Raw genomic sequence first — 19,388 nt, forward strand, 5'->3', positions numbered from 1 at the left:
TTTTCATGCGCGATACTTTTGCGCGCGTGTGCCTGTCAGACGATGTTCAACGCTCTGAGAATCACCAGTTTGTTACTGGCAAATACCTGGGCACTCAGCGTCAGCTCAGCGATGTTCTCTTCGGCGCTCGCCAGCGGCTGGCCGTCCCTAACGAGGACTTCGCCTTGTTCGCCGAGGATGGCCCACGCCAGTTGTGCCCATTCGGCGGGGTGTTCCTGGCCATGCTTGATCGCTATCAGGAACAGCTGTTCGAAACGACTGACGGTGATGCCGCCACCCGTCACCGGGCTGGCCAACACCTGGATCTTGTCGTTCAGCAGAGAGCGTTTGCACAGTTCCAGATTCAGGTCGTTGCAACGCGCCTGCACGCCTTTCTCAGCAGCTTCGCTCTGGCACGGTGCCACGGCATTCATGCCGATCAGCACGTTGAGCGCCTGCAGCACATCGTCAGATGCCAGCGAGGACGCGGCGGCTGACAACTGGCGCAGGGTTTTCGGTGCATAGTTGTTGGCGGTCAGCGCTTCAAGTACCGGGCCGTAAATCTCCGTCTGCAGCGAGGCTTCACCCGCAGGCCCGCGAACGTGGACAGGTACGCTCTCTGGCGCTTGCAGCAGGATGAAACGGGTATTGAACAATGCCTGGCGCTGCTCTGCGGTCGACAGCCGGGTGGCGCCGCGCACGTAGAGGTCACGTCGGAAACTTTGATTGACGAAATAGTCACGCGCTTGTTCGCGCATGATCGGATGCTCGATCCCTTCCAGGAAATCCATGCCCTCGGGCCTGAGGTTGAGCGGGTCGACCGAGTCCAGCGGCACAGCGGTGGTGACGTAGTCGAGTTTGGCGGGAGCCATGGCGTCGACCACGTCAGTGAAATACATGCAATCCCAGCTGCGATTGAAGTATTCATGGGCGATGTACTGACGATTCTGCCCCTTGATGCTCTGAAGTTTGGCATCCAGGTTCGGCACTGAGCTGGCGTAGTTGGGATTAGCGGCCAACAGCGCTTCAGAGAATTGCAGAGCAGCGTCAATACGCTGATCCGGGCCGGCAGACGCCGATTTGGTGAAGCGATCATGCAGGCTGAACAGGTTGCGCAGTGGCGCTGCGGGCGACCAGCCGGGGAAGCAGTTGTAGCTGACGTACAGCATTCCACCCGGTTTCAGATGGCGACGGGCAAACTCGACGATCAGTTGCTGGTTGTCGCGACTGACCCAGGTCCAGATACCATGCAGGCTGATGCTGTCGAATTGCGGCAAGTCATTGCGGGCCAGCAGTTGCGCGAAGCTGTCGTCATACAGCCGGGCATCGCTGTTCCAGTCGCTGGCGAGCGTACTGGCAAAGGCGGCCTGGGACGGTGTGAAGTCTGTACCCACATAGGAACCGGGGTTGGCGGCGGCATGGATATTGATCGATACGCCTTGGCCGAAGCCCAGTTCGCAATGATAGCTTTCGCTCGATTCCAGGCTGGCAAAGCCGCGCAGCAACAAGCAATAACGCTGGAAGACAGGATTGATTTCCCGGCTATAGCTGTAGGTGTAGCCTTCGTCGGTGAAATACCCTTCGTTCCAGGTGTCGCTCATGTTCGTGTCCTAATATTTCGTGACTGAAAGGCTGGTTTTATAAGGGGTGGTGATTACCTGCCACAAGGTCAAAATGCGCGTGAGTATTTCTATTCGTGTCCGCGTTGTGGCGAGGATTCATCCCCCGATGGACTGCGGAGCAGGCCCCAGCCGCTAAATGGCCTCACCGCGAGCAGGCTCACTCCTACAGTGATCGGCGTCTGGCGCAGATTCTTTAAACATCCGGGAATCTGTGATCAAGCACTCGACGCCGGCTTCGCCAAAGCAATCCCTGCCGCGCCCAACCGCTTGAGCACCTCGAACAGCAAATCACTCTTGGTCACCCCGACAATCCTCGGGCTGCCGACATACCCCGTCACCGTCAACGTAATCCCGTCCGGCGACAAATGGCTGAAACGCACAAACGGCGCCGGCTTGTCGAGGATGTTTTCGTTCTCGCCGTAGGTGCTGAGGAGAAGCTCTTTGACCTCCTCGGGATCGATATCCAGCGGGAACATCAACTCCAGCGACGCCACGCCCTGGGCACTGCCGCCGAGGGTGACGTTGCGCAGGTTCTGCGAGATCAGTTGCGAGTTGGGCACGATCACGATCGAGCGGTCGCTGAGCTGGATTTCCGTGGCGCGCACATTGATCCGGCGGATGTCGCCCTCGACGCCGCTGATGCTGATCAGATCGCCGACCTTCACCGGGCGCTCGGTGAGCAGAATCAGGCCTGAGACGAAGTTCTTCACAATCTCCTGCAAACCGAAACCGATGCCCACCGACAGTGCACTGACGATCCACGCCAGGTTGGTCCACTGCACGCCGAGCGACGACAGTGTCAGCAAGATCACCAACGCGTAACCGATATTGGAAAACAGCGTGCTCAGCGACGCGCACATGCCCGGGTCCATGTCGGTCTTGGGCAGGAACTCGTTGTCCAGCCAACGGCGCAGGGCGCGGATCAACCAGATGCCGATCAGCAGCGCCAACACCGCGTTGAGCAGATGAGCGGGGACAATGTTCAGCTTGCGTAACCCGGCGCCGCCGAGGATCGCCAGGATGTTGCTTGTCAACTGCCCGAGCGTGGTGCCGATGCCGCCGACAAACAGCGTGATCACCGCGCACAGCAACAGCACGGCGCGGCTGATGCCGGATATCAGGATGGCGATCTGATCCAGCCGTCGATCACCAATCCCGAACAGATGCTCAAGCGCCTTGCCGCTTGAATACCTGGGCGAAAACGCGAACTCGCAACCGTCCTTGACCACCTGAATCAACAGGTAGAACCCTGCAAGCACGATGTACGCCCACACCAGTTCATACGTGACGAAGCGTGCCAGCGACACGTAACCGGTCAGCAGCGCGACCGTCGAAACAACCATTGAAATGCTGGCGACGGTGAAAATCACTCCGGCGAAGGTGCTGCTCGTCTGCGGGTCATGAGTCGCAGCCAACGCCTTGCGCACTTTGCCAACACGCAACAGCATCGTCACGATGATCGCCATGACCACCATGGCGACCACGCCACGGCCGGCCAGCACAATCTTGCTGCTCATTGCCGTCGCATTGCTGACCTGCACCAGTGTCACCAACACCAGCAATGTGCAGGACAAGATGCGCGGATAAGGCTTGAGGGCTAGCGCCACTTCATCGGCAATCGCTGGCAAACGCCACGACGGATGCTCCGTCGCCAACAGCGCGCGGCTCAAACCTGTGATCAGCACGCAGGCATAGACGACTTTCTCGAACTCTTCGGAGAACGTTGTCAGCATTGGCGTCAACGGCGCTTGCCGAGTCAGGGCATAGAACAGCAAATGCAAGGCGAGGGCGGTAGTGACGATGGTCGCCAGCGCGGATGCAAACGCCAGCGCACTGCGCCGCAAGCGCCCCTCCGGCATGCGGTGAATACACACCCACGTCAGCCCTCGCTCGGCCAGCCGCCGTCCGAGCGTCCACACCAGCCATGCGATCAGCATCAGCACCAGAGTGAAAAAGTACTCACCCGGCGCCCATACCGTCGCCCAGGTTTTGCGGATCTGGTCGGAGAAATAATTGAAACGCTGGGTATCACTCCCCGAAGGATTGACCAGCGGCGCCCAGAAATCCGGATTCAGCACACTCAGGGTGCGCAGCGTCAATTCGCTCTCAAGCAACGTGCGGCGGATACCGGCGATCTGCGTGATCAAATCCGCCGCACTCTGTTTCAGTGCCGCCAGACTCTTCAGCGTGCCATCGACTTTGTTTTTCTGCTCCGTCAGCGCCGCCCGCTGCGCGACGATATCTGCCTGCTCCGCCGCCGCCTCGACATCCGGTGCCTCGCCCAACACCCCCAACTGCACCGCCAACTGTGCCTGCTGCGGCAACAACGACGTCGTTAGCCGATCAACATCCAGCATAAAAGCCTGAACCCGATCCTGCGGCCCTTCGAGCTGATTGAAATTGTTCGCCGACGAGATCTGCTGCTTGAGCGCATCGAGACGTTGTTGCAGCGCTTGCAGATCAATTTGATTAATCGCCGGCAACGGCGCCTCAGCCGTCGCGGAAGGCGCCGGCAGATCCGCAGCCCACAGCGAAAAACTGCCGGGAACGAGCAGCATGAAAGCGACCAGAAACAACGACTTCATCGTGTTACGCATGGGTAGGACGGGCTCGAAAGGAACACACAGTCTATGAGGTTAGGTGATCGAGCCGGATGGAGCGGAAAAGTTTCAGGGCAGTAGGTGGATCAGCTGCGGTTCCAGTGCGTCTGCACGCACCTTGAGCATGGCCAGCGTCACGGGGAGTTTGAAACGACGGCGACCGGCGCTGCCGGGGTTCAGGTAGAGGCGGTTGTCGCGCCATTCGACTAAAGGCTTGTGGGAATGGCCGGTAATGATGAGCCGGGTATGGGGGGCGAGGTGGGCAGGGACGTCGGCGATGTCGTGAATCAACAGGGTTGGCCAGCCGTTGAGATCGAGGCTGAGGTGGTCGGGGATGTTGGCAGCCCATGGCAGGTCGAGGTCGTTGTTGCCGCGCACGGCCTGGACGGGGGCTATTTGGGATAGATGATCGAGGATTTCGGGACTGCCGATGTCGCCAGCGTGGAGGATGAGGTCGCAGCCTTGGATGGCGGTCAGGGCTTCGGGACGGAGGAGGCCGTGGGTGTCGGAGATGATGGCGGTTTTCATGGGGGGGAGATTAGCAGGGAATGGGTGGGTGGTTTCGGCCAGAAGCGGACTGAGGAGCCGTAAATAAATCTGTCCCCTTTTCGTTGGGTTGCGAAGCGACCCCAAAAGAAAGAATGCGGTGAGTCAGGCACTCTTCGACTGCTGGTTTTGGGGCTGCTTCGCAACCCAACGCGGGACAAGCCCGCTCGCCACAGGTTACTTATTGCCTGTTCTACCTAAATACCTTGAAAGGGCTGCATCTACCTCGTAGCCAAAAAGCTAGGACAAATCAGCGACAGGGCTGACGCTACTGTCTCGTTCTGCGATGCTCAACACCACCGGTATCTGCTGCTCCACAGGTACCTCGGCGGTCTTCTCAAGAAGTTCACCCAAGTCGAAAACGGCCATTTCGACATAGCGTTTTATGCACATCCGCTCATAGGAAACGCTGCGAATACCGTCCAGTACCAGCCAGTTCAAGAACAGTGCGCCCATACCCAGCACCACGATCACCGAGCCCTTGCCCCATGTGAACAAAGGCGTGGCTTTAATAATTTCCGTGCACAACGCGATCATCAGGGCGATCAGAGAGGCGAAACTCAGGTTCTGGGATAAAGCAGGCCTGGCGGGTTTTCCGGTCAGGCCCGCATAAGCTGACAACTCGCGTAGTTTCTCTACCGTGTAGCCCTCCTTGCGCAATCCCTCCAGAAAGAAGGCATAACAAAGGGTGTTTTCCCGTTCCAGGCTCGGCTGCTGGTCAATCGCGTGATCTGCAAACTGCTGCGGGTAAACCATGCGCAATGCCTTAAGGCGCGTGACATAGAGCAGAAGAGCCCAAGGAGCCAGTGCCATGTAGGTGTAAGGAATTAGCGTAGGGTTCTTGATGCCGAACATTGCGAACACAAAAAGCAATGCGGTTGACCCTACAGCTGACCACATTGGCCACAACTTGCGAGCATTGTGGAGCTTGAATATGTGTTTATTGGGTTGTTTACGACTGAATTTATAAAGGGCCTCGAGTTGAGCCCATTCCTTGAGTTTCATGACCCATCCTTATTTTTAAAGTCGTGATAACCGAGCGGTACAACGTTGCCCGCAATTGCCACTGCTCACAGCCCACGGCCAAAAAAGACGATCGAAAGGCGACAGATTTATTTTCTATCACTGTCCGATTTTGGCCGAAAGCTTCCGGCCGTAAAACAATGAATAAGCAGATCGAATCAGTGGCGACAAGTGTGTCGGTCACCACTGATTATCAGCGGCTATCCGGCTATCTCAACCTTATCCAAAGCCCGATTCACCGCCAACTCCCCAAGCATTACCACCTGTGCAATGCCGAGCAAAGTCTTGCGAATCGGCCCATCTACAAGCCCGGCAACATCACCCAGCATGACACTCGCCGAGGCTAATGATTCGCAGGCATTGGCCAATAGGGATTCAGAGTCAGTCTCTGGGTTAATCAAAAACATCGTGCTGGGTTTATACGGCGCAGCCATGATCGCCGTCGCAGGCTTGAGGTAATGGTCGAGTGCGCGTTCAGCGGCGTGGTGGAATTTCTTGGAATCGTTTGACTCGTAGGGGGAGGCAGGATCTGTTTCTGGCGGGTTAGGCGTTATTTTGCACATGTTCTTCTTTTTCCTGTTATGTGGCGGCCACTCCGAGCTACTAAACAGGGGGTGGCAGCTGTACGCAGGTTAGTAGACCGGGGAAAAGAAGAAAGCCGGCGCGCCCGGGGGCGCCCTACGCACAGCCACCGTCAAATGCAGGTACGTAAATACCTGTCTGAGGGACGCTCGTGCACTTTCATTTACCACGGGCTACTAAACCCGATCACTGGGAATCAGTGACGCGGACCAAGTTACCGCTGGCCCTCCAGGCGCACAAGCCGGCGGATTCTGGCGCAGTCGTAGGCAACGGCGCAAGGTGTTGTAGCCTTGATGGCGTAACGTTGAGTGTCTTTTAAACAATGGTGCAATTGCTGTTAAACGCGACCTCCTGATCCAGGTTAAGACAACAAGCCTGCCCCCCACTAAACCCCTTCGCGCAGCGCATTCGCAACCAATGTAAATGCCGGCGAAGGTTGCCGACGGTTGGGGTAGTACAAGTAATATCCAGAAAATGGTAAGCACCAGTCTTCCAGAACCCGCACGAGCCGGCCTTCCTGAAGATGCGGTTCAAACTCCTCTTCGGGGAGGTAGGCAATGCCTAGCCCGGCCAAAGCGGCATAGACGATGTGGGTGGACGTGTTGAAAATGAGCTGGCCGTCTACGCGCACGTTCACTTGTTTACCGCGCCGCTCGAAATCCCACACATAGAGCCCGCCTGATGTCTGCATACGCTGATTGATGCAGTTGTGGTTCATCAGATCTCGTGGATTTTTCGGGCGCTCGTGCGCGGTGAAGTACGCTGGCGAGGCTACGACGGCCATGCGTAAGGGCGGCCCTATCGGAACGGCGACCATGTCTTTGTCGATGGTATCCCCAAGACGCACACCCGCATCAAAACGATCCGCCACGATGTCTCTGAACCCGTAATTGACGTCGAATTCGACATTGATATCGGGGTATTCGTGTAGCAATGCGGTGAGTTTTGGAAGGAGTGTTGTCCGCAAAACGTGATCACCGCAGGTGATGCGTACCGTGCCGGCCGGCTTGTCGCGCAGGTCCGTCAGGATATCCAGTTCCGTTTCGATTTCATCGAAGCGGTGGCCGATCGCCTGCAACAGCCTTTCGCCGGCAGCGGTCGGCGAAACGCTGCGTGTGGTTCGCGTCAACAACCTGATTTGCAGACGTGCTTCCAGACCGCTGACGGCCTGACTCAGGGCAGACTGCGTGACGCCCAGTACGCCTGCCGCGCGCGTAAAACTGCCTTCGCGCGCCACCGTTACGAACGACAGCAGATCGTTGAGATTTCTTCTGACCATTTTGTAAACGCCGTCACAGTCGATTGATTAGCTGAGCTTATAACCTTGTTAAGTATTCATTAGCTAGTCGCGCTCGCGTTCACTCGTCACCATTGTCGGCATGAATATGAATGCTAATGAGGCCCCAATGGTCGCTGTCTCCGCTCCCCAGAATGCGCCTGCTCATTGGAGCGGCGTCTTTGCAATGACGCTTTGTGTCTTTGCGCTGATCGCATCGGAGTTCATGCCGGTCAGTCTGCTGACGCCGATGGCCGATGATCTTCAGGTGACGCAAGGGATGGTCGGGCAGGGCATTGCGATCTCCGGAGCATTTGCCGTTTTAAGCAGCCTGACCCTCTCCTGGATGGCCGGGACCCTCAACCGCAAGATTTTGCTGATGGCATTGGCAGCGTTGATGGCCGCTTCCGGCGCGATCGTCGCACTGGCCCCTGACTATCTGACTTACATGGTCGGTCGTGCCTTGATCGGTGTGGTCATTGGTGGTTTTTGGTCGATGTCCGCTGCGACCGCGATGCGACTGGTACCCGCCTCGCAGGTGCCCCAAGCCTTGGCCATCTTCAATGGCGGCAATGCGTTGGCTACCGTGATCGCCGCACCGCTGGGCAGCTATCTGGGCTCGATCATCGGTTGGCGCGGCGCGTTTTTTTGTCTGGTGCCGGTAGCGACGATTGCCTTCATCTGGCTGTGGATCAGCCTGCCGACCATGAAGGTAGCGCCGCGCACGTCGGGAACGGGCAATGCCTTGAAGCTGTTGAAGAATCGATCTGTCGCAATCGGCATGGCCGGGTGCGGCGCCTTTTTCATGGGGCAGTTCGCCCTGTTTACCTACCTGCGACCTTTCCTCGAAACGGTGACGCGTGTCGATGTATCCACACTGTCGCTGATCCTGTTGGTGATCGGAGTAGCAGGCTTTATCGGCACTCTGATCATTGGGCGGTTTTTAAAACGCGGCCTCTTCCGGACATTGATAGCCATACCGGTGCTGATGGCGTTGATTGCTTTGGCACTGATTCCGTTTGGCGCCTCGGTCGTAGTCGTTGCCGCACTACTTGGCTTTTGGGGGTTGTTGGCCACCGCGGCGCCAGTCGGATGGTGGAGCTGGATCGCGCAGGCCTTACCCAACAATGCCGAGGCCGGGGGAGGTTTGATGGTGGCGGTGATTCAACTGGCCATCGCCCTGGGCTCAAACATCGGCGGGCTGCTTTTCGATCATGGCGGCTATCAGAGCACTTTCGTGTTTAGCGCAGGCGTGCTGCTGCTTGCCGCATTCGTGACGTTGCTGACATCACGCTCCCCAATATCGCAATCCGCTTGAGACATACAACTTTACGGGAGATGGGCAATGAGAGCACTTCGCTGGCTTGGATTGCTGTCTGCAATGCTCGTGCTGGGCGGTTACGTCGCTGTAGGTGATGCCGCGTCGGCGTCTTTAAAACCGGAGAGATCTCGCATGTGGATGACAGTTGGGGAACAACGCTTCGCCATCACTTTGGCCGACAACGCCGCCGCTGGCGCGTTTGCCAGGCTACTGCCGTTAACAATCGAGATGAGTGATCTCAACGGCAATGAGAAGCACGCCAGCCTTCCAGAAACTTTACCTGCCAACGCGAGCAAACCAGGAACAATCCACAGCGGTGACTTGATGTTGTATGGCGCGGATACGCTGGTGGTTTTTTATTCAACGTTTAACTCAACGTACGCCTACACCCGGGTCGGGCGTGTGGATGACATCGCTGACTTGGCTCAGACGCTAGGGCGAGGGGATGTGCGCGTGATGTTCTCTAAAGACTGATCAATCCGAATCAACAGGGATTCCAATGAAAAAGCTCATTGTTCTATTAACGCTTCTTGTCAGTTCACTCTCAGCAACAGGAGCCGATATGTCCAACGGCGCAGATAATTTTTACACCAGCGAAAAAGTGACGGTGCAGAAGGTTACTTTCAAAAACCAATATCAAATGAATGTGGCGGGGAATCTGTTCATCCCGAAAAACCTCGACGCAAAATCGAAGACCCCGGCGATTGTTATCGGCCACCCGATGGGCGCGGTCAAGGAGCAGAGCGCTAACCTCTATGCCACGAAAATGGCCGAGAAGGGCTTCGTGACTCTGTCACTGGATCTGTCGTTCTGGGGTGAAAGCGAGGGGCGTACGCGCAATGCTGTTTCGCCGGATATCTATGCCGAAGACTTCAGTGCGGCGGTGGACTTTCTCGGTGCACAGCCATTCGTCAACAAGGAGCGCATTGGCGCAATCGGCATCTGTGGCAGCGGCAGTTTCGTCATCAGCGCGGCCAAGATCGACCCGCGTATGAAAGCTATCGCAACGGTCAGCATGTATGACATGGGCGCAGCCAATCGCAATGGTTTGAAGCACTCGCAAACGCTTGAGCAACGCAAGGCGATCATTGCGCAAGCGGCACAGCAGCGTGATGTCGAGTTCGCTGGCGGTAAAACCGCTTACACCAGCGGCACGGTACATCAACTGGATGAAAACACTCATCCCATTCAACGCGAGTTCTATGACTTCTACCGCACACCCCGCGGCGAGTACACACCGTCCAGTTCCTCTAAAGAGTTGACGACGCACCCGACTCTGACGAGCAACATCAAGTTCATGAACTTCTACCCGTTCAATGATATCGAGACGATTTCTCCGCGCCCGATGTTGTTCATTGCCGGCGCTGATGCGCACTCAAGGGAGTTCAGCGAGGAGGCCTACAAGCTCGCCGGACAACCCAAGGAGCTGGTTATCATCCCGGGTGCCGGGCATGTTGACCTCTATGATCGTGTCAATCTAATTCCTTTCGACAAGTTGGCTGCCTTCTTTGAGAACAATCTGAAGTAACCAACACGCAGGGATTGCCTGCCGCGAAAGCCTCAAAATCTTGAGGCTTTCGCGAGAGTTCGAGTGACATTCTTTTCAGTACGCCTATTGAATGGTGACTTTGCCTTTTGATCTGCGAGGCTGTTCAATACCACGTCGAAATCGCGCAGATCGTGTGCAAAACCCAGGGATCATCGCGATGGGCGCTCCACGGCTTGCACCCTGGCGGCGTTATGCGGTGATACGGCGCGTCAGTCGGGCGATTTGAAGTCGGCCTTCGCTGAAGGCATCGAGCGTACGTTGCAGACGCTGGGCGAAAAATACCCGACAGCGCCGTCGGCGCGCCCGCCAACATGAGCGACGAAGAAGCGGCAACGCTGCCGATTGCCGCGATCAAACGAACACAAGATCCGCCCGGTTATCGATCAGGTGTATCCGTTCGAGCAAGCCCGCCAAGCGCACGAGCATCTCGCGAAAGGGGCGTTCGGCAAGGTGGTGATCAAGATCGATTGAGGCCGTTGGGGCTATACCTCAGCTATCGGTAGAAACGACTGGCTCGGCGGCAGTTTCCTCAGCCATCTTCAGGCGGTCAGCCTTGCTGATGTACTTTTCCTTTTTCGGGGCCAGTTTCGCGCTGGCCTTTTTGGCTTTTTCCCTGAACAACTGCTTCAGTTTTTTCTGACGGTTCATGTTGACGACTCGGTTTGTCTGTTGGATATCGGCGATCGAAGGGCTTCTCGAGCGCATTGACCAGAGAGTCGCATAAGCAAGTGTCGCTGTCTCTGGCCCGAAAGGGCAGGCATCCTGACGCATGGCCGGGGTGCAGGCAACATCAATTCCTTACCTCACAATAAAGTCCCGAACAGCCTTGATCATCGGGCCGGCGTTTCTTCCATGGACGAATGCCCCGCGCCCGGAATCAAGTGAGGGTAGACGCGTTTTGGCATCTGCATTTGAGCGTCGATCAATACGGCCGGTTACGCGCGCAGTCGGGCGGGAGATCACCAATCTGGATCAGACCGACCATTACGGTAGGGTGGCCTCTGGAGCCCCAGGACACTGGCGCGCCATGCGCCGTCAGGTCGTAGATCTCGCTCTCACCGAGCAATTGCCCGTCACGATTATCGTATAAGCGGAAAAACGCCGGGCTCTCCCAACGGATGAACCAGGACAGATCTTGCGGGTCGTCAGGATGGAACTGAGGATGAAAGGAGTTTGGCAGCAACCAATAAGGCCTGAACGCCTGGACCCGGACGCAGCCATCGGGGCTGATGTCAGCGTCGCCGTAAGGGGTGGCCAACGCTTTTTCCCACCACTGAGACGCCGCCCACAGTCCAATGTAAAACACCACTAAACCGAGGACGATCATCAAGAGTCGGCGTTGCCTGCTCATACCAGACGCATGCCCATTTCGACTGCGCGCTTCTCGAAACCGAACTCCGCATACATGCGCGCCGCACGTTCATTGAACGGCCAGACTGTCAGGCGCAAATCCTGTGCGTCATGTTCAATCGCCCAATCCCTGACGAGTTGCATCAGCGCCCGACCAATGCCTTTGCCGGAAAACCGCTCGGCGACACACACCGAGCCGATGCGCACAACCTTTTGCGGCTGCATCAGCGGTGGCGAACTGGCCGACAGGCTGGCCGTAATGAATGCGGCGGCCTGATCGCCGACGTTCGCGAGAAAAGCTATCTGATCCGCCTTCTCGAAAATGCCCGACCAGTGCGGCAGGTCGCGGGAGAAGTCTTCGGTGGCGGCAGCATAAATATCGGGACGGGCAGCGTGGTGTACGGCGTTGAGCAACTGACCCAACTCGCACATGGTCAGTGCGTCTTCAGCGGTTGCGAGGCGGTAGGTGATGGTGTCGTCCATGGTGAGTCTCGTTCCTTGAGTTTTGAAGGGCGCGCAGGAGTGCGCGAGACGGAGTAATGATGAGATTTCAGGCTGAACTGATTCGCCGTTCACCCAGGCGCTCTACCAGCCTTACCAGATAACCATCCGGATCCTGAACGATGAATTCGCGTTGACCCACTTCTACCGTATCAGCCCGATACCAGGTGTCCCGGCATTCCCGATAAAGTGCAAAGCCTGCTTCGCCAAGTTTGCGGATGACGGGCCCCACAGCCTCGACATCAATCTGCAGGTTGATGCCTCTGCCAAATGGCTTGCTCAGCGCAGCGGTCAGCCATTGACGAGCGTTCGGATCAATCTGCTCCAGCATGACTTGAGCGCCGTTCAGATCCAGATAAGCGAAGCCATCTTCCGCACGCTGATAAGCAATGCTGAAACCAAGGCATGACACCCAGAAAGCCAAGCTGTTATCCAGGTGGGTAACCATGAGCTCGGGAACCAGTTTGTTGCGTTCAAACATGAGATGACTTCCTTTTCGAGCTGTAGCCCATGAATTGAATCTTCAGTCGAATGCCACAGCGGGCGCTGATTCTGGATACTCGCTCGCCATGTTTGCCAGACATTTTTTCAGCAGTGCCGCCTCTCTGGGCAGGCGGCTGGAAAAAGTATCCCACCCGCAAATGTTCAAATGCATGGGCATTTCGACGAGCCCTGTGATGGCGTCCCAAAAAGCATCCCAGTTGCAGCCGTACCAGTCGGGGAATCCGAGGGCTTCTTTCAACATGCCATGGAGTGCCTGGCTACTTTGCACTTCACTTAGATCAATACTCACAAGCTCAAGTCGCGACATCATTCAGCCTCACCAGTAACGATATCGCTGTCGATCCTGTGGCCAGGTGCTGATTTGTTCAGGCCCGCCACAAACACCGAAATCTGCCGCGTCCCGCTCAGGTGAACAACCGGAATCTGCGGTGCTATCGCCATTCGCCTGGCCTCGCTGGCTGGGCGATTGACTCGGCCAAAGTGCCAGACATATTTAAGAAGGACCAGAAAGGCTTTATCCATTCGTTCGGTGCATCCTGCCGGAAGATCCGGGCGTGGCCGGTTCATTGCGCTGCGCGTGATGACCCGTCGCAAGCAGGTCAGGCGCGGTGTTTCGAGCCAGATAATCAGGTCTGCACGGGGCAGGCGCAGATCGAAGGAGCGTCGGGAATAATTGCCCTCGCATACCCAGGCATCACCGGCGATGGCTTGTCGTACCCGCTCACGGAAAGCCTCGTCATCCGGTTCGATCCAGCCGGGTTCCCAGAACAGCGGATCAAGGTGAACAACGGGCACGTCCAGACGCTGGCCGATTTTCCGGGCCAAGGTGGACTTTCCACTGCCGGAGTTGCCCAGAATGACGATGCGTTGCATATGCAAATCCCTTGCGGCAAAAGTCGGCAATTCTAAGCCACCAAGACCTGGGGCAGGCCATCGACCGCAAAAAAAAGCCCGGTAAAATGCCGGGCCCGGAACAGCTTCAGAGCATTACGCAGCCATACTGCCGGCCGCGATGTCTTTCCTGTAGCTGGCCCTCATGGGTTCCATTTGCGCGCCGGGTTCATCGAGTTTGGCTTGGCCCAGGCTCGCATTAGCTGTGCCAACTCGTGACGCGACCCTTGACCACGCTGGATCGATGGCCTGCGAGGAATGGGGAAAAAAGCCTTGGTGCACCCTACATGAACAGCGTCGGGCAAGCATTGCAGATCACCGCTTGTGTTTACTGTGCAGTCGACTCGACATCAATCTCATCGGCTTCACCGAGCGATCTGTAGTGCTTGCGCAATTTTCGCAGTTCACGTGTGCCCATTTTGTCCAGCCCCAACGTGGCGTTTTGCGCGTCCTTGGTGGCGCGAATCAGTTCGTCGATCTTCAGGTGCAAGATATCGTTGTCGCGGTTTTGCGTGTTTTGAATCAGGAACACCATCAGAAACGTGATGATCGTGGTCGAGGTGTTGATGATCAGTTGCCAGGTGTCGTTGTAATGAAAGAACGGGCCGGTGAGCGCCCAGATGATGATCAGAACAATGGCGGCGATAAAGGTTTTGGAGCTGCCGGCCCAATTGGACAGGGCTTGGCAGAAAGACGCGAATTTCATATTTGTGCAAGCTCTTGAGAAAGGTAAGGCGTAGGCCTCGGCCATTTTGCGGGGAAGGTCTGCCGTATAGTGGCAGCCAGTGCCGACGTGCCAGGCGTTCGAGAAACGCCTGGCGCAATTTGACGGGATCGGTCCCAAGACCGTCGAGATTTTCAGGCGTGAAGCAGGGCCGGTACTTTTTGGTTAACGGCCAGGACGCGCGGCCGTGCTCGGGCTGATGTGTTTAGGACCCGCGATTGCCCAGGCGATCAGCCCGAACAACGGCACAAACACGATCAACACGATCCAGACTCCCTTGTTGTTCGATTTCCCCTCACTCTTGCGCACCCGATTGATGGCCCACAGTTCTATCAATAGAAGAACTGCCGCCAGTACGATCCACACGGTTTCGATATGCATTGGCTACCTCCTGATGGTCTTTCTTAGGTGGCTTGAGGTTCGGCGGGTTCATTTATTTTTCTGCAGCGCCTTGAGTTGCTGCGCCAGATGAAGTGCGACACGGCCGCTGCCCACCGTCGGCAGCAGGTGAGTGAAGGGGATGTCGATCAGGCGATGCTCACGCACGGCGCGCAAGCGCGATAACACCGGATCATTCTCCAGCAGCTGACGTTTGCGCCAGGCCGGCGACCACTCGGCATCGGCCAGCAAGATGACGTCGGGATCGCTGATCAGCAGGGTCTCGCGATCTATCGTCACGCGATACTGGTTGATGTCGGCGAATAGATTGCGCCCCCCGGCAGCAGCGAGCAGGGTGGTCACGAAACCGCGTCCGCCCTCTGAATCCAGACCGTTGACCTCGCTGTCCAGATAGAACACCGACAGCGGCTTTTCGCTGCCGATCAGTGCGCGGGCGCGGGCCAGATCGGCATCCATGGCGGCGCTCAGTTGCTGCGCTTTTGACTGTTTGTGCAGCAGCGCACCGAGGGTCAGCAGGTCATTGCGCACATGCCCGAAATAATCCAGCGAATGCCCCGCACAGGCCGACTCCAGTAAATAGGAAGCGACGGCGTTGCGCGCCAGACCCGAGCGTGAAGTGACGCCGTCGCCGAACGCCGTGGCAAAGCCGCCGACCACCAGATCCGGTTTCTGCGCGTACAGCACTTCGCTGGATGGGTAGCGCGGCGCGATCACCGGAACGCCTGCGTACTCGGTCTTTCGATCCCCAGCATGGGTGTCGTCCAGATAGGCGACGCCAACCAGACTCGGCCCTGCATCCAGGGCGATCAGCAGATCAGCCGCGTGTTGATTGAGTGCGACGATGCGCGATGGCGGCAATTGTGCAGCGCTCCAGGTTTCGCCGCAGTTTCGATAATCGTCAGCGAGTGCCGGTGCCGTGCAAAGCAGGGCCGTCAGGCATAACCCAAGTGTTCTCATGAGCGCTCCTTGATCAGCAAATCCTCGACCACCTCACCACCGACCAGGTGCACCTCGACCAGCCGTTGCACGTCGGCGTCGCTGTGTACGCCATACCAGCAGGTCTCGGGATACACCGTCAGAATCGGCCCCAGATTGCACGGGAACTGACAATGCGTGCGTGTCAGTAACACGCCGCCCGGGGTTTCGATGCGGTCGTGCGCCAGCAGGTGCCGGCGCAGGGTTTTCCATAACTGCAAGGCGCCGCGCTGGGTGCAGCGCGGGCCGGTGCAGAGGAACACGTGGCGCGCATGTTCGGGAACGTGCGACCAGTCCGGGTGCGTGTCGACGCCGTCGACCGTTTTGAATTCAGCCATCAGAAACGGTACGTGTAGCGTACTTCTGAGGTGAACGGCCGTCCGAGGTTGTCGACGTTGCTGGCACGGCTGGTGACGTAATCGCGGTCGAACAGGTTCTCTACCAGCAGGCTGACGCGGTGTTGACGGGCATTGTCGAGGTAGCGATAAGCGTCGGCATCGATCACTGAATAGTGACCGTACTCGACCTGTTTCGAGCTGGTTACATCGCGGATATAGCGGATCGCACCGCCGGCACCCCAAAGAAGGTTTTCCGACTCGAAGCCTATGCGCGAACGGGCGAAGAAACTCGGGATGTCATTGATGGTCACGCCGCTGCGCGATTCGGTGAGGTTGCGGGTCATGTCCGCTTGCAGGCTCCACTGCGCGTTGAGCGCCAGTTTCGCGTCGGCCTCGAAACCGCGCATGCGCACCTGGCCCTCGCCGTTGACCCAGCGACTATCGTCGAGGGTGATCAGGTCGTCGATTTTGCGTTTGAACACGGTGACGCTGGCGCTGAACGCGCGATCAAGCAGCAGCCCCTTGTAGTCGAGGCCCAGTTCGGCGTTGCGACTTTTTTCCGGTTTGAGGTTGCGGTTGCCGATCTCGTCGCCCGGTTCGTTGACGAACAATTGTTCGGCGTTCGGCAGTTTGTAGGCGCTGCCGTACTGACCGCGCACGGCCCAGTTGTCGTTGAGATCGTAGAGCGAAGTGAGCATGCCGACCGTGGCGCTGTCGCCGCCACCCATGGCTTCGTGGCGAACGCCGATGCTCGGGTGCCAGTCGGGCAGGGCGTCGATTCGCGGACGCAACTGGGTGTAAATCGCGTGGGCTTCGGCCTTGTCGTTGTCGATGATCAGGACATCGTCCTGGCCCTTGAACCACTGGTTGTCGGTGCCAAACACCAGCACATGACCGTCGGACGATTCAGCCTTGCCTTCGGTCTGTATGCCCCAATCGGTGAAGCCCCAGTAGTCGTTGCGGTTGATGACTCTGGTGGCGCCGCCCTCGACGTTATTGATGCGTGTGTAGCGCGTGTCCCAATCGTTGACATGGCCTTTGACGAAGTAGCTCAGACGCTCATTGAGGTTTTGCTCGAAGGTCGCTGTGGCGATCTGTTGCACGCGGTCGTTGGTGGTTTTGTGGTTGCCGACCGGACGGGCGAAATCGAGGTTGGCGTCGGCGTATTGGTAGAACAGTTCCAGCCGCGAGTCGTCGCCGAACGACTGAATCGCCTTGCCACCGAACGTGGTGACTTCATAGGCGCGTTTTTTCTCGGTGACGTTTTTCATGTCGCGGTTGCGAAACGGCTGGTAACCGTCGGAGACGTTGTGGCTGACATACGCCAGCAAGCCCAGATCGCCGAAACCGTTGCTGAAGATATTCTCGACCCGGGCATCGCCAGTGGTGCCGCCGAAGGTATCGAGGCCCATGTTCACCTCGCCCGAGGCCTTTCGACGCTGTGGCGAGCGAGTGACGATGTTGATCACCCCCGACACCGCTTGCGTGCCGAACAACAGACTCTGCCCACCCTTGAGCACTTCGATGCGTTCGATGGCGTTCGCCGGCAAGGTGTCCAGGTACAAGCCGCCGTACAAGCGGTTGTTCAAGCGCACGCCGTCGAGCAGGATCAGCGTATCGTCGTTGCGCCCGCCCAGCAGGGAATAAGTGCCGTAGTCGAACGGGCCGTTTTTCGGGGCGACATAGAGGCCGGGAATGAACATCTGCATGACGCGGCTGACATCCGCTCCGGGGCCGGCGCGCTCGATCTGTTCGCGGCTGACGATGTCCACTTTGCTGCCGTAATACGCCATGTCGGCGACGGTCGTGGACTCCACCGACGGTGCGCAAATGATTTGCTGATTGAGTTCCAGAGGCGCTTCGTCGGCCAGCAGCAGCGGACTGAACAGGCAACCGAATAGCAGGGATGGAGCAGAGGAGTTGAAAGGTCGAATCATTGTCTTCTCGAAAAGGATCTTCGCAGAAGAGCATGCAGGAGAAGGCATCGCGCACACGCCGACACCGGCCCATGCCCGCCCACCGCAGGATTTTGCCAAACAGAAATTTCGGGCCGGTCTCCGGGCTCGCGCGTATCGATGCTTTCACCTTCCCATGGCCGTCTGGCCACAGTGGTGTGTCGAAAGCATCACGCGCATACCGTTGCGGGGGCAGCACCGGACTTGTTCAAAAAGAACGTACCGGTTTCCCGTTTCACCCCATGCACGGCGGCATGGGACACCTGAAACTGGACGGCATCTGAACACTCGAAAGACCGTTCGTCAACGCCGCGGCCATTATCGGATGCTCAGTTCAGCCCGGCTGCAGGGCGGCAAACTGGTTGCTCAACCACGCATACAGTTGCGATACCGCGGGGGAAATTTGTTTGCGATGCGGGCACACCAGACTCAACGGTGAGGCTTCTCCGGGAAAGTCCGGCAGCAGCACAAGCAAGCGTCCTGCGCTCACGTCAGCGCTGACATCCAGCCATGATTTGTTGGCGATACCTTCACCGTCCAGTGCCCAGCGCCGAACCACATCGGCGTCGTCGCTGAACAGCGGGCCAGAGACTTGAATCGTCTGACCGGCCAGGCTCCATTTATCGAAGACCCGACCATTCTGCAGGTAGAGCAGGCATGGATGATTCAACAAGTCCTCCGGCGTTTTTGGCTGCCCGTGGCGTTGCACGTAGTCCTTGGATGCGACCAGCACCCGTTTATTCCAAGGCGCGAGTGGCAGAGCCACGTAGTTGGCGTCTTCGTTGGTACCGTATCGAATGGCGACGTCGACCGGGTCGCGAAACAGGTCGGCCATCTGGTCCGACAGCACAAAGCGCAGGGTCAGTTCCGGATGCTGACGACGGAACATCGTTAGCCACGGCAGCAGAATATTGCGCCCCAGATCAGACGGCGCAGTGACTTGCAGCACGCCGCGCAGCGTGGCGTTTTCACCCCTCAGGTTGTCCTCGCCTTGTTTCAGGGTTTCGAGCACGGCGTGGGCGGTGGGCAGGTATTGCTCACCTTCGGCAGTCAAACGCAGGCTGCGGGTGGTTCGCGCGAACAGGCGCACATCCAGTTCGCGCTCCAGCCGTTTGATGGCGGCGGCGACTTGCCCCGGCAACAAATCGGCCTCCAGCGCCGCGGCGGTAAAGCTGCCCAGCGCTGCGCTGCGGGTGAACAGGGCGAGGTCATCGATGCGGATCATTTTCTCTTCTGCAGTGAAAGTGTTGGCG

The 19,388-nt window shown here is 57.8% G+C and carries 21 protein-coding genes, 3 pseudogenes and 1 riboswitch; of the genes and pseudogenes, 6 read left to right on the plus strand and 18 right to left on the minus strand.

Going from position 1 to position 19,388, the window contains the following annotated elements; genetic code table 11:
• Positions 1-35: 35 nt before the first annotated feature.
• The 6 genes from AB4P97_RS07445 to AB4P97_RS07470 form a co-directional block, all read right to left on the minus strand.
• Entirely contained in the window at positions 36-1,580 is a 1,545-nt protein-coding gene (locus AB4P97_RS07445; protein ID WP_395602331.1) for a class I SAM-dependent methyltransferase, read from the minus strand.
• A gap of 236 nt (positions 1,581-1,816) precedes the next feature.
• On the minus strand, positions 1,817-4,198 hold the full coding sequence (locus AB4P97_RS07450; protein WP_395602332.1) for a DUF3772 domain-containing protein: 2,382 nt from the start codon (positions 4,196-4,198) through the stop codon (positions 1,817-1,819).
• Positions 4,199-4,270: 72 nt separating this feature from the next.
• On the minus strand, positions 4,271-4,729 hold the full coding sequence (locus tag AB4P97_RS07455) for a metallophosphoesterase family protein (RefSeq protein WP_395602333.1): 459 nt from the start codon (positions 4,727-4,729) through the stop codon (positions 4,271-4,273).
• Between the two features lie 258 nt (positions 4,730-4,987).
• A complete protein-coding gene (locus AB4P97_RS07460; protein ID WP_042558848.1) occupies positions 4,988-5,752 on the minus strand; it encodes a hypothetical protein in 765 nt (254 codons plus the stop codon).
• A 218-nt stretch (positions 5,753-5,970) separates the two neighbouring features.
• Positions 5,971-6,333 (minus strand): DUF6124 family protein, encoded by a 363-nt coding sequence (locus tag AB4P97_RS07465; protein ID WP_042558849.1) that lies wholly within the window; start codon positions 6,331-6,333, stop codon positions 5,971-5,973.
• A 404-nt stretch (positions 6,334-6,737) separates the two neighbouring features.
• Positions 6,738-7,631, minus strand: coding sequence for a LysR family transcriptional regulator (locus AB4P97_RS07470; RefSeq protein WP_042558850.1), 894 nt, complete (start codon positions 7,629-7,631; stop codon positions 6,738-6,740).
• 127 nt (positions 7,632-7,758) lie between these two features.
• On the opposite strand from AB4P97_RS07470, the gene AB4P97_RS07475 reads away from it, so the two are divergent.
• From AB4P97_RS07475 to AB4P97_RS07495, 5 genes and pseudogenes are all read left to right on the plus strand, one after another.
• Positions 7,759-8,946: an MFS transporter gene (locus tag AB4P97_RS07475; RefSeq protein ID WP_047300804.1), complete on the plus strand. Its 1,188-nt coding sequence runs from the start codon at positions 7,759-7,761 to the stop codon at positions 8,944-8,946.
• A 27-nt stretch (positions 8,947-8,973) separates the two neighbouring features.
• The gene (locus tag AB4P97_RS07480; RefSeq protein ID WP_042558852.1) at positions 8,974-9,423 is read left to right on the plus strand and encodes a cyclophilin-like fold protein; all 450 of its coding nucleotides are present in this window, start codon (positions 8,974-8,976) and stop codon (positions 9,421-9,423) included.
• A gap of 25 nt (positions 9,424-9,448) precedes the next feature.
• Positions 9,449-10,477: an alpha/beta hydrolase gene (locus tag AB4P97_RS07485; protein ID WP_042558853.1), complete on the plus strand. Its 1,029-nt coding sequence runs from the start codon at positions 9,449-9,451 to the stop codon at positions 10,475-10,477.
• Between the two features lie 165 nt (positions 10,478-10,642).
• Positions 10,643-10,804, plus strand: a pseudogene (locus tag AB4P97_RS07490) (TetR/AcrR family transcriptional regulator); the annotation flags it as partial.
• Positions 10,805-10,852: 48 nt separating this feature from the next.
• Positions 10,853-10,969, plus strand: a pseudogene (locus tag AB4P97_RS07495) (zinc-binding dehydrogenase); the annotation flags it as partial.
• Positions 10,970-10,987: 18 nt separating this feature from the next.
• Here the strand turns inward: AB4P97_RS07495 and AB4P97_RS07500 are convergent.
• From AB4P97_RS07500 to AB4P97_RS07530, 7 genes are all read right to left on the minus strand, one after another.
• A complete protein-coding gene (locus AB4P97_RS07500) occupies positions 10,988-11,146 on the minus strand; it encodes a DUF2986 domain-containing protein (protein WP_080896012.1) in 159 nt (52 codons plus the stop codon).
• 274 nt (positions 11,147-11,420) lie between these two features.
• Complete coding sequence (locus AB4P97_RS07505) at positions 11,421-11,849, minus strand: hypothetical protein (RefSeq protein WP_395602334.1); 429 nt, start codon at positions 11,847-11,849, stop codon at positions 11,421-11,423.
• Positions 11,846-12,331, minus strand: coding sequence for a GNAT family N-acetyltransferase (locus AB4P97_RS07510; RefSeq protein ID WP_395602335.1), 486 nt, complete (start codon positions 12,329-12,331; stop codon positions 11,846-11,848). The genes AB4P97_RS07505 and AB4P97_RS07510 overlap by 4 nt, the downstream gene beginning before the upstream one ends.
• Positions 12,332-12,398: 67 nt before the next feature.
• Entirely contained in the window at positions 12,399-12,830 is a 432-nt protein-coding gene (locus tag AB4P97_RS07515; RefSeq protein WP_042558856.1) for a VOC family protein, read from the minus strand.
• Positions 12,831-12,872: 42 nt separating this feature from the next.
• On the minus strand, positions 12,873-13,160 hold the full coding sequence (locus tag AB4P97_RS07520; RefSeq protein WP_042562038.1) for a barstar family protein: 288 nt from the start codon (positions 13,158-13,160) through the stop codon (positions 12,873-12,875).
• Entirely contained in the window at positions 13,160-13,726 is a 567-nt protein-coding gene (locus AB4P97_RS07525) for an AAA family ATPase (RefSeq protein WP_395602336.1), read from the minus strand. Before AB4P97_RS07525 ends, AB4P97_RS07520 begins: the two co-directional genes overlap by 1 nt.
• A gap of 346 nt (positions 13,727-14,072) precedes the next feature.
• Complete coding sequence (locus AB4P97_RS07530; protein ID WP_115146884.1) at positions 14,073-14,450, minus strand: low affinity iron permease family protein; 378 nt, start codon at positions 14,448-14,450, stop codon at positions 14,073-14,075.
• Positions 14,451-14,495: 45 nt separating this feature from the next.
• On the opposite strand from AB4P97_RS07530, the pseudogene AB4P97_RS07535 reads away from it, so the two are divergent.
• Positions 14,496-14,637, plus strand: a pseudogene (locus tag AB4P97_RS07535) (DNA methylase); the annotation flags it as partial.
• Here the strand turns inward: AB4P97_RS07535 and AB4P97_RS07540 are convergent.
• The 5 genes from AB4P97_RS07540 to AB4P97_RS07560 all read right to left on the minus strand — a co-directional run bounded on the left by AB4P97_RS07540 (position 14,634) and on the right by AB4P97_RS07560 (position 19,360).
• Complete coding sequence (locus tag AB4P97_RS07540) at positions 14,634-14,849, minus strand: PLDc N-terminal domain-containing protein (RefSeq protein ID WP_042558859.1); 216 nt, start codon at positions 14,847-14,849, stop codon at positions 14,634-14,636. The pseudogene AB4P97_RS07535 and the gene AB4P97_RS07540 overlap by 4 nt on opposite strands.
• Before the next feature lie 48 nt (positions 14,850-14,897).
• Positions 14,898-15,824, minus strand: a complete 927-nt coding sequence (locus AB4P97_RS07545; RefSeq protein WP_395602337.1) for an ABC transporter substrate-binding protein — start codon at positions 15,822-15,824, stop codon at positions 14,898-14,900.
• Positions 15,821-16,180, minus strand: a complete 360-nt coding sequence (locus AB4P97_RS07550; RefSeq protein ID WP_047300818.1) for a ferredoxin — start codon at positions 16,178-16,180, stop codon at positions 15,821-15,823. Before AB4P97_RS07550 ends, AB4P97_RS07545 begins: the two co-directional genes overlap by 4 nt.
• Positions 16,180-18,117 (minus strand): TonB-dependent receptor plug domain-containing protein, encoded by a 1,938-nt coding sequence (locus tag AB4P97_RS07555; RefSeq protein ID WP_395602338.1) that lies wholly within the window; start codon positions 18,115-18,117, stop codon positions 16,180-16,182. Before AB4P97_RS07555 ends, AB4P97_RS07550 begins: the two co-directional genes overlap by 1 nt.
• A gap of 93 nt (positions 18,118-18,210) precedes the next feature.
• Positions 18,211-18,417: riboswitch (cobalamin riboswitch) on the minus strand.
• Positions 18,418-18,469: 52 nt separating this feature from the next.
• Positions 18,470-19,360, minus strand: coding sequence for a LysR family transcriptional regulator (locus tag AB4P97_RS07560; protein WP_115146888.1), 891 nt, complete (start codon positions 19,358-19,360; stop codon positions 18,470-18,472).
• Between the last annotated feature and the right edge of the window lie 28 nt (positions 19,361-19,388).

The organism is Pseudomonas sp. A1230, from assembly GCF_044218825.1.
In the GTDB taxonomy this organism is placed as follows: domain Bacteria; phylum Pseudomonadota; class Gammaproteobacteria; order Pseudomonadales; family Pseudomonadaceae; genus Aquipseudomonas; species Aquipseudomonas iridis.